Source organism: Vibrio sp. R10-SF1-ISO8 (genome assembly GCF_059833805.1).
Genome location: NZ_JCBDHL010000021.1, coordinates 289703 through 303563 on the forward strand (window position 1 = coordinate 289703; position 13861 = coordinate 303563).

The following is a 13861-nucleotide window of genomic DNA, read 5'->3' on the forward strand; positions in this document are numbered from 1 at the left end:
CGATAGCGTGTCTGGAGGCGTATCGCCTCCTTGCAACGTTCAACTACTAGACCCACGAGTTTATGAGCAAAAAACTAACCATTCTTGATATTGCCCGGTTATCCGGCGTAGGCAAATCGACCGTCTCTCGTGTTCTGACTAACGATCCTAAAGTTAAGCCAGAAACACGTGCTAAGGTCGAACAGGTGATTCAGGAATCTGGTTATGTTCCTTCAAAATCAGCGCAAGCGATGCGTGGAGGAAGTCAAAAAGTGGTGGGGGTCATTATCTCTCGTCTCGATTCTCCATCAGAAAACAAAGCCGTAGGGAGTATGCTCAATACCTTATATAGCGCGGGCTATGACGTTGTCATTATGGAGAGCCAATTCGACCGAGCAAAGACCAACGACCATTTGGATGTGCTGAAAAAGCGCAATGTTGATGGTGTCATTGTGTTCGGTTTTAGTGACTTTGATATTGCTAAACTCGCTAGCTGGCATAATCGCACTGTGGTTATCGCGATGGACACAGATAAAGTTTCGTCAATCAACTACGACAATAGACAGGTCATTGTTAAGGCGTTGCAGTTCTTAGAGCAAAAGAGCCTCAAGAACGTCGCATTTATTGGTGTCGATCCGAGTGATAAAACTACGGGCAAGTTACGTTTAGGCGCTTACCTCGATTGGTGCCAATCTCACTCTATTTCACCGAACTATCAGACAGGGCAACTAAACCACGAGAGCGCTTATTTGCTGGTGGACGATGTCTTGAACCAAGACGTTCAAGCGATTGTTTGTGCCAGTGACACCTTAGCTTTAGGGGTCATTAAGCGTTTACAAGAGCTTAATCGTGAGGATGTGGTTGTCACTGGCGTGGGTGGAAATGAACTGCTTTCCTTCCTATTTCCCAAAGTATTTAGTATTGACCCAGGTTACTCTTTAGCCGGCGAAAGGGCTGCTAAGTTGCTGATTTCTCAAATTAATGGTGAGCTTGAGCAAGTTCATATCACTCAAGAACCTATCTCAATCTAAGCCATTATTTTCAAAGTGATTTAAAATTATACTGTGATCTCTTTCAATTAATGGGACTGTTCCCATTTTTATCTGTAAATAGATCTGACAGTATAATAAGTACATTTGGGAATGTTCCCATAAATAGAAAAACAACAAGCTTAGTCAGTTTGAATCGTCAACATTGTTGACAACAGATGAATGAGAATCCAATTAGGGTGGACATGGATATGAGTAAGATTGCGAAACAAGAAGTTGAGCGTCTGATTGAATTAGTTGGTGGTCGCGAAAACATCGCGAGTGTAAGCCACTGTCTAACTCGCCTTCGCTTTGTACTGAATGATACCGATAAAGCAGACGAGAAAGCGCTAGAGGCGTTGCCAATCGTAAAAGGTTGCTTTACCAATGCGGGTCAGTTCCAGGTAGTGATCGGAACTGAAGTTGATGAAGTGTATAAAGTGCTGATTGAGCTATCAGGTAAGAGCGAAGCGTCAAAAGACGAAGCGAAACTTGCTGCTCGCCAAAACATGAACGTATTGGAACGTGGTATTTCCCATCTTGCTGAAATCTTTGTACCACTACTTCCTGCAATCATCACTGGTGGTTTGATCTTAGGTTTCCGTAATGTGATTGGTGACATCAAGATGTTTGATGGCCAGTCGCTAACTGAAATTAGTCAGTTCTGGGCAACGGTTCATAGCTTCTTATGGTTAATTGGTGAAGCGATCTTCTTCTTCCTGCCTGTTGGGGTATGTTGGTCAACAGTGAAGAAGCTAGGAGGCACACCAATTCTAGGTATCACTTTAGGTGTGACTCTGGTCTCTCCGCAGTTGATGAATGCCTATCTTATCGGTAAGCAAGCCCCAGAAGTGTGGGACTTTGGCCTGTTCGTGATTGAAAAAGTCGGTTATCAAGCTCAGGTGATTCCTGCGATGTTAGCGGGTATGGCGCTGGCGTTTATTGAGACTAACCTGAAACGTCTTGTTCCTTCTTACCTTTACTTAGTTGTTGTTCCTTTCGTTTCTATCATTGTTTCTGTGGTATTGGCTCACTCTCTAATTGGTCCGTTTGGCCGTGTATTAGGCGATGGTGTGGCATTTGCAGCGAAAGCGGCGATGACTGGAGACTTCGCGGTAATAGGTTCGATGGTATTTGGTTTCCTATACGCACCACTTGTTATCACTGGCATTCACCACACGACTAATGCCGTCGATCTGCAACTAATGCAAGACCTAGGTGGTACGCCAATTTGGCCATTGATCGCTCTATCAAACATTGCTCAAGCTTCAGCGGTTGTCGGCATTATCATCATCAGTAAAAAACATGGTGAGCGCGATATTTCAGTTCCAGCGGCGATTTCTGCTTACTTAGGTGTAACTGAGCCTGCGATGTACGGTATTAACTTGAAGTACAAGTTCCCAATGCTAAGCGCAATGATTGGTAGTGCAATTGCAGCAGCGATCTGTGGTAGTGCGGGCGTTATGGCGAACGGTATTGGTGTGGGCGGTCTACCGGGTATCTTATCTATCCAACCACAGTTCTGGGGCATTTTTGCAATCGCAATGCTAGTGGCAATTGCCGTACCTGCCGCATTGACCCTGTTCTTCTACAAGCGTGCGCAAATGAAAGGCGAGTTAGAGCCAGCGAACGCGTAACCCATCATTTTTTGGAGCGGCATTCCGTCGCTCCTTTTTCAAAGTTTATTATTTTTTGGTAAGTGAGTTTAGCAATGACAACTATCGCTAATGATGCAAATTGGTGGAAAACCGCCTCGATCTATCAGATTTACCCTAAGAGCTTTTGCGACAGTGGCAGTAAAGGAACAGGGGATATTCAAGGCATTATTTCTAAGCTTGATTACTTGAAACTATTGGGTGTTGATGCGATTTGGCTAACACCTGTTTATCAGTCTCCAATGATTGATAATGGTTACGATATTTCGGACTACTACGCGATCAATCCAGATTTTGGCACCATGGATGATTTTGACCAGCTTCTCGCTGAAGCTCATCAGCGTGGTATTCGTATTATTATGGATATCGTAGTCAACCACACTTCGACTGAGCATGAGTGGTTCCAGTCTGCGCTCGGTGATAAAAACAGCCCTTACCGTGATTACTACATCTGGAAAGATCCGGTTGAAGGAGGAATCCCTAACAACTGGCAATCAAAATTTGGTGGTAGTGCTTGGGAGCTTGATGAAAAAACGGGTCAGTACTTTTTGCATCTATTCGCCAAAGAGCAGGCCGACCTAAACTGGGAAAACCCGAAAGTTCGCGGCGAAGTCAAAGAAGTGATCAGCTTCTGGGCTGAAAAAGGTGTAGATGGCTTCCGTCTGGATGTAATCAACCTAATTTCTAAACAGCAGGACTTCCCCAATGATCACCTCGGCGATGGTCGACGCTTTTATACCGATGGACCTCGCGTACACGAATATCTGCAAGAGATCAGCGAAGCGGTATTCCAGAAGTACGGCAGTGTGACGGTGGGTGAAATGTCTTCGACGACCCTAGAGCATTGTCAGCAATATTCATCGCTTGACAACAAAGAGTTGTCGATGGTGTTTAATTTCCACCACTTAAAGGTCGATTATCCAAATGGTGAAAAGTGGACCAAGGCGCCGTTCGATTTCTCTCAGTTGAAGCAGATCTTTAATCATTGGCAGACAGGTTTAAATGGCAAAGGGTGGGGAGCACTATTCTGGTGTAACCATGACCAACCACGAGTGGTAAGCCGATTGGGTGACGACAAACACTATCGTTTAGAATCCGCCAAAATGCTCGCAGCTTCAGTGCACATGATGCAAGGGACGCCATATATCTACCAAGGTGAAGAGATCGGTATGACCAACCCAGGTTACACCTCTATCGAGCAATATCGTGACGTAGAAAGCACCAATATGTATGACATCATGGTCAATGAGCAAGGCGTTGAACATCAAGAAATGATGGCGATTCTGGCACAAAAATCTCGTGATAATTCTCGTACGCCGATGCAGTGGAATGGGGATCAGTATGCTGGCTTCTCAAAAGCGCAGCCTTGGCTTGAAGTGGCAAGTAACTATGCAGAAATTAACGCAGATAAAGCAGTAGCAGATAAAAACTCGGTATTCTATTTTTATCAGCAGTTGATTCAGCTACGTAAAGAGATTGAAGTGATCACTACAGGTAGCTATGTCGATCTCTATCCTGAGCATAAGGCGGTGTTCGGTTATCAGCGTAAGTCGCCAAGTCAGACCCTAATTTGTTTGAATAACTATTACGCAGACGAAACAGAATGTGTCTTACCTGAAGGGTTTGATTGCGATAGAGCACAATACGTTTTGGGTAACTACGAGCTTTCTGGAGAAAATGTATCTCAGCATCAAGTTCTTCGCCCTTATGAAACACGCATTATTCTTTTAGAAAACTAACCCCCCTATAGTTGTTAGTTTGTTTAGCCTCGCAGGACGGGGCTTTTTTTATGCTTGCGAGAATAGGAGTGCGCTTAGATTTTCGATAGGTATAAAAAAACCAGCTCAATGAGCTGGTTTTCTGTATATGGTGGAGGGGGACGGATTCGAACCATCGAAGGCAGTGCCAGCAGATTTACAGTCTGATCCCTTTGGCCACTCGGGAACCCCTCCAGGGTACTTTTATACTTGGTAGCGTTTTCCCAACACACTATTCAAGTGTTTCTCACAACTTATTGAATGGGTTATCCACTCAGAACAGTCATAAGAAGAAATATGGTGGAGGGGGACGGATTCGAACCATCGAAGGCAGTGCCAGCAGATTTACAGTCTGATCCCTTTGGCCACTCGGGAACCCCTCCAGGGTATTTTATACTTGGTAGTGTTTTCCCAACACACTATTCAAGTGTTTCTCACAACATATCTAACGGTTTATCCACCGAGCAGACTATTATAAGAAAATATGGTGGAGGGGGACGGATTCGAACCATCGAAGGCAGTGCCAGCAGATTTACAGTCTGATCCCTTTGGCCACTCGGGAACCCCTCCAGGGTATTTTATACTTGGTAACGTTTTCCCAACACATTATTCAAGTGTTTCTCACAACTTATTGAATGGGTTATCCACTCAGAGTAGTCATAAGAAGAAATATGGTGGAGGGGGACGGATTCGAACCATCGAAGGCAGTGCCAGCAGATTTACAGTCTGATCCCTTTGGCCACTCGGGAACCCCTCCAGGGTGTTTTCCTATTCTCAATCAAGGAATAGGCTTAAGTGATGTTTTCCCAACACATCTCTCAAGTGCGGAGCGCATCATAGCAAACTCGTAAAAGCTGTAAAGCGTTTTCTTATAATTTTGAATTGAATGATGCCTTTTTGGGCAAAGATGGCAGGAATTAACCATAAAGCACAAACAATCAACGGCTTTACTTACATAATATTTCTCGCTCTTTACATTAGTTGACGTTCAGAATGCGAATTACCGGATACAATATGTCTAGTTTATCTATGCAGAATCTAACCATGAAAAATAAAATTGTTCTGAGTTTATTGTCTCTGTCTATTTTGGCTGCTGCTCCTGCATCGTATGCCAAGAGACAAGGTCCATCGAAGGTAACTGTTGTCACTGAGCAAGTACAAACCCATCAAGTATCCCAGTCTCTTGTACTCGTCGGTAAATTGGATGCAGAGCAGTCCGTTATCATTTCTCCTGAAGTGGCTGGTAAAGTTGACGTGATTGCCGTTAAAGCCAATCAAGTTGTTCGAGAAGGGCAACTGTTGATTCAACTTGACGATGACAGAGCTAAGGCTTCAGTGGCTGAAGCGAAAGCATATCTCAAAGATGAGCAACGTAAACTTAAAGAATTTGAGCGTTTGGTTAAGCGTAATGCGATTACTCAAACAGAGATCGATGCGCAAGAGGCAAGTGTCGACATCGCCAAAGCGCGTTTAGATGCTGCTAATGCTGATCTTAACGATTTACATATTAGCGCGCCGTTTTCAGGAACCGTGGGTTTTATTGATTTTAGCCGCGGTAAGATGGTGAGCGCCGGCACAGAGCTACTGAGTTTAGACGATTTATCGATCATGCGCTTAGATCTTCAAGTGCCAGAGCGTCATTTGTCGCAACTTTCTAATGGTATGCAAGTCACTGCAACGACGGCAGCGTGGCAAGGTCAATCCTTCAGTGGTGAAGTGGTCGGTATAGACTCTCGCATTAACCAAGAAACCTTGAACCTTCGGGTTCGCATTCACTTCTCTAACCCAGAGCAGCAATTAAAACCGGGTATGCTAGTTTCGGCTGCAATGGACTTTCCTGCCATTGAAGCTCCTATTATTCCTGTCCAAGCTCTTGAGTATTCAGGAACCAAGCGTTTCGTCTATGTCGTAACTGAAGAGGGGACGGCGACACGTACAGAAGTTATTTTGGGTGCGCGCGTCGATAACCAAGTAGTAATTGAAGAAGGGCTTTCTATCGGCGATAAGATCGTTGTGCAAGGTATCGTCAATATGCGTGATGGTGTGGCCGTTTCTGAGTTAGGCAGCGATGGACGTCCTAAAAACGCGCAAAAGAGCCAAGAAGGGTCTAACTAATGCTGTTATCTGATGTTTCAGTAAAGAGACCTGTTGCTGCGGTTGTACTCAGCCTTCTACTGTGTGTGTTTGGTATTGTCTCATTTAGCAAGCTAGCAGTGCGCGAGATGCCAGATATTGAAAGCCCTGTGGTCTCGATCAACACACGTTACGATGGAGCCTCGGCAACCATCATTGAAAGCCAAATAACGTCGGTACTTGAAGATCAGCTTTCGGGCATCAGTGGTATCGATGAAATTTCTTCGACAACACGTAATAGTAGTTCGAGAATCACTATTACGTTTGAGCTTGGCTACGATCTGAATACGGGCGTCAGCGACGTTCGAGATGCGGTAGCAAGGGCTCAGCGAGCGTTGCCTGATGAAGCCGATGATCCGGTTGTTTTTAAGAACAACGGCTCAGGTGAAGCCTCTCTTTACATCAACCTAAGTTCATCTGAGATGGATCGGACTCAGCTAACCGATTACGTTGACCGAGTGCTACTTGACCGTTTTAGCCTTATCTCAGGGGTGAGCTCGGTTGATGTTTCTGGTGGCTTGTACAAGGTGATGTACGTCAAGCTTAAACCTGATCAAATGGCAGGGCGTGGCGTGACGGCATCCGATATTACAACCGCCTTACGCAGTGAAAACGTCGAAAACCCGGGCGGTGAAGTGCGTAACGATCAAATCGTTATGTCTGTACGTACTGCTCGCAGCTATAACCAAGCTGAAGACTTTGAGTATCTGGTCGTCAAGCGTGCTTCAGATAACTCGCCAATCTATCTGAAAGATGTGGCGGATGTTTTCATTGGCGCAGAGAACGAAAACTCGACCTTTAAAAGTGATGGTGTCGTTAACGTAAGTATGGGTATCGTACCCCAATCGGATGCCAACCCGCTTGAAGTTGCGACAAGAGTACACAAAGAGGTCGAGAATATTCAACAGTTCTTGCCTGAAGGAACGCGCTTAGCCATAGATTATGATTCAACGGTGTTTATCGAGCGTTCAATTGCGGAAGTCTACAGCACGCTGTTTATTACCGGTGGTTTAGTTATCTTGGTGCTGTATATCTTTATCGGCCAAGCAAGAGCGACATTAATCCCAGCGGTAACTGTTCCTGTTTCTTTGATTTCATCATTTATCGCCGCTTACTATTTTGGTTTCTCGATCAACCTAATTACCTTAATGGCCTTGATCCTATCGATTGGTCTGGTTGTGGATGATGCGATTGTGGTCGTTGAGAACATCTTCCACCATATTGAGCGTGGAGAGAAACCCCTGCTCGCTGCTTACAAAGGGACACGAGAAGTGGGTTTCGCGGTTGTAGCGACGACCTTGGTGCTAGTCATGGTCTTCCTGCCAATTTCCTTTATGGATGGCATGGTCGGCTTACTGTTCACGGAGTTCTCGGTACTGTTGGCGATGTCGGTGATCTTCTCCTCGTTGATTGCGTTGACTTTGACGCCAGTTCTAGGCAGCAAGCTGCTAAAAGCCAATGTCAAACCAAACCGCTTTAATCTGTTTATCGACAATATGTTTAGCCACCTTGAATCAGGCTACCGTAAGGTTTTGAAAGGGGCTCTGAGTTGGAAATGGGCCGCACCACTTGTCATCATGGCGTGTGTCGGTGGTAGTTGGGGCTTAATGCAGCAAGTTCCAGCTCAATTAGCACCTTCAGAGGACCGCGGCGTTATCTTTGCTTTCGCTCGCGGTGCTGATGCTACCAGTTACAACCGTATGGCTGCGAACATGGATATCATTGAAGACCGCTTGATGCCTCTGCTTGGGCAAGGTTTCCTGAAATCTTTCAGTATTCAATCACCAGCTTTTGGTGGTAATGCAGGTGACCAAACGGGCTTTGTTATCATGATCCTTGAAGATTGGAATGATCGTGATGTCACCGCGCAACAAGCGTTAGGTGAAGTGCGCAAAGCGCTAGAGGGTATTGCGGATGTTAGAGTATTCCCATTTATGCCTGGTTTCCGTGGTGGCTCTAGCGAACCCGTTCAGTTTGTTCTCGGTGGCTCTGATTATGCTGAACTAAAGACGTGGGCGGAAAAACTAGAACAACTTGCTGAAGATTCGCCGTTTATGGAAGGCGCAGCCATCAACTACTCAGAAAGAACGCCAGAGCTAGTTGTGTCAGTAGATAAACAGCGTGCAGCCGAGCTTGGGATTAGCGTGGAAGCGATCTCTGAAACACTTGAAATCATGTTGGGTGGTAAGAGTGAAACGACCTTCGTTGAGCGCGGTGAAGAGTATGATGTTTATTTGCGTGGTGATGAGAATAGTTTTAACAATGCCGCGGATCTGAGCCAAATTTATATGCGTACGGCTTCTGGTGAATTGGTCACTCTTGATGCGGTCACTAAGATTGAAGAGGTTGCCTCCTCGATTCGTCTATCGCACTACAACAAGCAGAAGGCAGTGACGATTACTGCTAACCTTTCTGACGGCTACACCTTAGGGGATGCGCTCGATTTCTTAGACCAACAAGCAATAGAGCAGTTACCTAGTGATATTTCCGTGAGCTACTCTGGTGAGTCAAAAGATTACAAAGAGAACCAGTCGAGTATCTTAGTGGTGTTTGGTTTAGCGCTGCTGGTGGCTTATCTCGTTCTGGCTGCGCAGTTTGAAAGCTTTATCAACCCATTAGTGGTTATGTTTACCGTCCCTATGGGGGTATTTGGTGGCTTCCTCGGACTGTTTGTGATGGGACAAGGTCTCAATATCTATAGTCAGATTGGTATGATTATGCTGATCGGTATGGTAACTAAGAACGGTATCTTGATTGTTGAGTTTGCTAACCAACTTCGCGATCGCGGCATTGAGTTTGAGAAAGCTATTGTTGATGCGTCTGCGCGTCGTCTACGCCCTATCATGATGACAGCATTTACTACTCTCGCAGGCGCTATACCACTGATTATGTCAACGGGGGCAGGCTATGAAAGCCGTGTGGCTGTGGGTACGGTGATTTTCTTTGGTATGGGTTTTGCGACTTTAGTAACCTTGTTCGTTATCCCTGCAATGTACCGCTTGATTTCGGCAACGACTCAGTCGCCTGGTCATGTGGAAGCTGAGCTAAACAAAGAACTAAGCCACGATGTGAAAGCACGTGTTTCGCACGGAGAGTTGGAGTAAAGGGCCCGGAACGGGCTTCGCCCTTCGAGAACACTGCGTTTCGAGAGTTGAGATGGACTTCGTCCTTCTAGAAAATTGTCATTCCTTAGAGTGACGAAGGAGCGAGTAAGGAATCTCTAACAAGGTTGCCCATCTACTTTAAGAGATCCCCAACTCGTTCGTACCTCACTCTTGAGGATGACGAGATTAAAAAAAGCAAAGGGTAGACACATAGTGTCAACCCTTCAAACTTTTCTCGCTTCTCGCTTCTCGCTTCTCGCTTCTCGCTTCTCGCTTCTCGCTTCTCGCTTCTCGCTAACCGTAATTCACACTATAACGCGTTGGTTTATGGTTCATTGCCAACACTAGGTTTAACGCGATTGCACCAATGATAGAAAGCACGATAACTTGCGGTGACACGAAGAAAAACGATGCGACTAAAATAGTAAAATCGATAGCTAGCTGAGATTTTCCAACCGAAATGCCGAATTTATCTTGGATAAATAGACATAGAACATTGAAGCCGCCCAAACTAGAGCGATGGCGGAAGAGAATCAACATACCTAGTCCCATCAATAAACCACCTGCGACTGCACAGTAGACTTCGTTAATGGTATCTAAGCTAATCACTAAATAGAGGTGATCGGCAAATATAGAGACCAAGGCGCCAGAAATTGCACTATTAAAAGCAAAACGAGAACCGAACCGCTTCCATGCCAAAAGGTAAAAAGGGCAATTTGCAATAAAGTAGAGTGTACCAAAAGAGAACGAAACAAATTGGCTGGCTAACAGTGCCAGGCCGGTTGTGCCGCCTGTGAGCAATGATGCTGATTGTAAAAAGAAAACCCCTTGGGCAACCAGAAAAGTCCCAGTCAAAATTGCGATCCAGTCTTCTCTTCTTGAGTGTTTTTCCATCAATTTTAAATTTAACCGCTGAATATTGGCGTGCATACTATTTAAAAATTGAGGATTTCGGTAGCTTGAGAGGGAAAATTAGGGTAAACCTATGTAATTATCGTTTTACGGAGTGTAAAGGATAAAATTGACACTTTTCTCAATCTTCATTTCGAGAAATGTTCAATATGACATTCCTTGTAAAGCATTATGAAAAAACTGCATGAGAAAAATTTAAATTTTCTCTTTATGACCTAGATCAAATTATGTAGAATGCGCGTCATTAGCTTAATGCAAACGTTTGCGTCAGGTAAAAACGTCGGTATTGAGGTCATAAATCAGTTTTTTAAAACTTTAAGTCTTAATCTGAGTCAGGAGATACAGATGCTAAAGCGTGATATGAACATCGCAGATTACGATGCGGAACTGTTCGCAGCAATCCAAGAAGAAACTCTTCGCCAGGAAGAACACATCGAACTAATCGCTTCTGAAAACTACACAAGTCCACGTGTAATGGAAGCTCAAGGTTCTCAGCTAACTAACAAATACGCTGAAGGTTACCCAGGCAAGCGTTACTACGGTGGTTGTGAGTACGTAGATAAAGCAGAAGCTCTAGCTATCGACCGTGCAAGTGAGCTTTTCGGTTGTGAGTATGCGAACGTACAGCCACACTCTGGCTCTCAAGCAAACAGTGCTGTTTACATGGCACTTCTAAACCCTGGTGATACTGTTCTAGGTATGAGCCTAGCGCACGGTGGTCACCTGACTCATGGTTCTCCAGTCAACTTCTCTGGTAAGCACTACAACGTTATTCCTTACGGTATCGACGAAGCGGGCCAAATCAACTACGACGAAATGGAGCAACTAGCTCTTGAGCACAAACCTAAGATGATTATCGGTGGTTTCTCAGCTTACTCTCAAATCGTAGATTGGGCTCGTATGCGTGAAATTGCAGACAAAGCCGGTGCTTGGTTGTTTGTCGATATGGCTCACGTAGCAGGTCTAATTGCTGCAGGTGTATACCCAACGCCAGTGCCACACGCTCACGTTGTGACAACAACGACACACAAAACGCTAGCAGGTCCACGTGGTGGTCTAATCCTGTCTAACGCTGGCGAAGAGATGTACAAAAAACTGAATTCAGCTGTATTCCCAGGTGGTCAAGGTGGTCCTCTAATGCACGTTATCGCGGGCAAAGCGGTTGCATTTAAAGAAGCAATGGAGCCAGAGTTCAAAGAGTACCAAGCACGCGTTGTTAAGAATGCAAAAGCTATGGTTGCTCAGTTCCAAGAGCGCGGTTACAAAATCGTTTCTAACGGTACAGAGAACCACCTGTTCTTAGTTGATCTGATCGACAAGGACATCACTGGTAAAGATGCAGATGCAGCACTAGGTGCAGCAAACATCACAGTAAACAAAAACTCAGTACCAAACGACCCACGTAGCCCATTCGTTACTTCTGGTATCCGCGTAGGTTCTCCAGCAATCACTCGCCGTGGTTTCACTGAAGAAGATGCAAAAGATCTAGCGAACTGGATGTGTGACGTTCTAGATAACATCGGTAATGAAGAAGTTATCGAAGCGACTAAAGCTAAGGTTCTTGAAATTTGTAAGCGTCTCCCAGTTTACGCTTAATCAGGTTTCTGCTTGATAAAAAACACCTCCAGCTTGGAGGTGTTTTTTTATGTCTATAATAACAACCAGAATAAATCTCTGAGCACCTATTTATCCTGACTGAGATAAAACAAAAACGGCAGCCTTTTGGGCTGCCGTTTCAAATCTTAGTTCAGCTTATTTGTTTACGCTGATTGTCTCACCAGATTTACAACGGAACTGGTAGTACTTAGTGCTTTCGTTGAACTTAGATAGACCTTCACCACTACAGTAGTCAGCGTTGATATCACGCATGGTGTCTAGGGTTGCTTCAGTGCGAAGAGCAAACTTAGAGCCATCAGCACATACAATGCGTACTCGACCATCATCACTGACTGAATAAGTTTTCACTTCAGTGTTACAAAGTTCGAAAGAAGCGTCCATGTAGTTGTCTTGCTGAGTGGGTTCAGATGCACAACCTGCAAGAGTAATAGCCACAACAGTGGCTGCAAAAATGTTTTTCATGCGTCTATCCAATATTTCGAGTATTTAAAGCCAATCCCATTATTTATCTGAACATAACGTTACTGGCGTGAATAAAGTTTGATTTAGGTATTATATCAAACCTAGAGTTTCGTTCTAGTATCAAAGTTGTTTCAATACTTGATATGGTAGTGGATTGTGGCGGGTGAGTAAAATCGCTACAAATAAAATATGCCTCACGTTCAAAAACGAGAGGCATAGATAAGTGATTGTCTTACTGTAATTTAGCTTACTTCTACGCCTTGAGCTTGTAGGTCAGCATGGTACGAAGAGCGTACAAATGGACCACATGCTGCGTGAGTAAAACCGAGCTCAAGTGCGATTTCTTTTAGCTCATCAAACTCTGACGGCGGAACATAGCGTTCAACAGGTAGGTGATGGCGGCTCGGTGCTAGGTACTGGCCTAACGTCAGCATGGTGACACCGTGAGCGCGAAGATCTTTCAATACTTCGACGATCTCTTCTTTTGTTTCGCCCAATCCCATCATAATGCCTGATTTAGTTGGAATGTTTGGGTGTTGCTCTTTGAACTTCTGTAGCAGTTGTAATGACCACTTGTAGTTCGCACCTGGACGCGCTTTACGATACAGGCGAGGTGCGGTCTCTAAGTTGTGGTTGAAAACATCCGGCGGATTGTCTTTTAGCAACTCAAGAGCCACGTCCATACGACCACGGAAGTCTGGTACAAGCGTTTCAATCCTAATGTTTGGATTTAGTTCGCGGATCTCTCGGTTACAGTCGGCAAAATGTTGTGCACCACCATCACGGAGATCGTCACGGTCAACGGAAGTAATCACGACATACTTCAGTTTCATGTCTTGAATTGTTTTAGCCAGTTTCTTAGGTTCGTCTGCTTCTGGAGTCAGTGGACGTCCATGAGCAACGTCGCAGAATGGGCAACGACGGGTACAAATTGCACCCAAAATCATAAAGGTTGCAGTACCGTGGTTAAAACATTCTGCAAGGTTAGGGCATGAAGCTTCTTCACAAACGGAGTGTAAGTTGTTTTTACGCATTGCCGATTTAATATCTTGAATGCGCTGGCTGTCCGCAGGTAGCTTGATCTTCATCCAGTCTGGTTTACGAAGAACTTCTTTTTGCTCTGTAGGCATGTTCTTTACTGGAATCAGTGCCATTTTATCAGCGTCGCGGTACTTAACGCCTTTTTCCATTTGGATTGGTTTACTCATGCTTCT

The 13861-nt window shown here is 44.8% G+C and carries 9 protein-coding genes and 4 tRNA genes; 6 read left to right on the plus strand and 7 right to left on the minus strand.

The features are described 5' to 3' along the window. Positions 1-62: 62 nt before the first annotated feature. The 3 genes from treR (at position 63) to treC (ending at position 4401) form a co-directional block, all read left to right on the plus strand. Positions 63-1010 (plus strand): trehalose operon repressor TreR, encoded by a 948-nt coding sequence (gene treR / locus AC6R00_RS19330; protein ID WP_500641607.1) that lies wholly within the window; start codon positions 63-65, stop codon positions 1008-1010. Between the two features lie 209 nt (positions 1011-1219). Beyond that, entirely contained in the window at positions 1220-2644 is a 1425-nt protein-coding gene (gene treB / locus AC6R00_RS19335; RefSeq protein ID WP_500641608.1) for a PTS trehalose transporter subunit IIBC, read from the plus strand. Positions 2645-2718: 74 nt separating this feature from the next. After that, positions 2719-4401: an alpha,alpha-phosphotrehalase gene (treC, locus tag AC6R00_RS19340; RefSeq protein WP_500641609.1), complete on the plus strand. Its 1683-nt coding sequence runs from the start codon at positions 2719-2721 to the stop codon at positions 4399-4401. A gap of 128 nt (positions 4402-4529) precedes the next feature. On the opposite strand, the gene AC6R00_RS19345 is transcribed toward treC, so the two are convergent. The 4 genes from AC6R00_RS19345 to AC6R00_RS19360 all read right to left on the minus strand — a co-directional run bounded on the left by AC6R00_RS19345 (position 4530) and on the right by AC6R00_RS19360 (position 5176). After that, positions 4530-4614 (minus strand) — tRNA-Tyr (locus AC6R00_RS19345). 103 nt (positions 4615-4717) lie between these two features. Next, a tRNA-Tyr gene (locus tag AC6R00_RS19350) sits at positions 4718-4802 on the minus strand. A 102-nt stretch (positions 4803-4904) separates the two neighbouring features. After that, a tRNA-Tyr gene (locus tag AC6R00_RS19355) sits at positions 4905-4989 on the minus strand. 102 nt (positions 4990-5091) lie between these two features. Further along, a tRNA-Tyr gene (locus tag AC6R00_RS19360) sits at positions 5092-5176 on the minus strand. A 287-nt stretch (positions 5177-5463) separates the two neighbouring features. On the opposite strand from AC6R00_RS19360, the gene AC6R00_RS19365 reads away from it, so the two are divergent. Together AC6R00_RS19365 and vexH are read left to right on the plus strand one after the other, a co-directional pair. Next, positions 5464-6534 carry an efflux RND transporter periplasmic adaptor subunit gene (locus AC6R00_RS19365; RefSeq protein WP_500641610.1) on the plus strand — a complete coding sequence of 357 codons (1071 nt, stop codon included), beginning with the start codon at positions 5464-5466 and terminating at the stop codon, positions 6532-6534. Beyond that, a complete protein-coding gene (vexH, locus tag AC6R00_RS19370) occupies positions 6534-9656 on the plus strand; it encodes a vibriobactin export RND transporter permease subunit VexH (protein WP_500641611.1) in 3123 nt (1040 codons plus the stop codon). Before AC6R00_RS19365 ends, vexH begins: the two co-directional genes overlap by 1 nt. Before the next feature lie 294 nt (positions 9657-9950). On the opposite strand, the gene AC6R00_RS19375 is transcribed toward vexH, so the two are convergent. Further along, on the minus strand, positions 9951-10550 hold the full coding sequence (locus tag AC6R00_RS19375) for a YitT family protein (protein ID WP_500641612.1): 600 nt from the start codon (positions 10548-10550) through the stop codon (positions 9951-9953). 363 nt (positions 10551-10913) lie between these two features. Between AC6R00_RS19375 and glyA the strand changes: the two genes are divergently transcribed. Continuing rightward, entirely contained in the window at positions 10914-12164 is a 1251-nt protein-coding gene (gene glyA, locus AC6R00_RS19380) for a serine hydroxymethyltransferase (RefSeq protein ID WP_500641613.1), read from the plus strand. 156 nt (positions 12165-12320) lie between these two features. Here glyA and AC6R00_RS19385 read toward each other — a convergent pair whose 3' ends face one another. Further along, positions 12321-12647 (minus strand): hypothetical protein, encoded by a 327-nt coding sequence (locus AC6R00_RS19385; protein ID WP_500641614.1) that lies wholly within the window; start codon positions 12645-12647, stop codon positions 12321-12323. A 242-nt stretch (positions 12648-12889) separates the two neighbouring features. Beyond that, the gene (gene lipA, locus AC6R00_RS19390; RefSeq protein WP_500641615.1) at positions 12890-13855 is read right to left on the minus strand and encodes a lipoyl synthase; all 966 of its coding nucleotides are present in this window, start codon (positions 13853-13855) and stop codon (positions 12890-12892) included. Between the last annotated feature and the right edge of the window lie 6 nt (positions 13856-13861).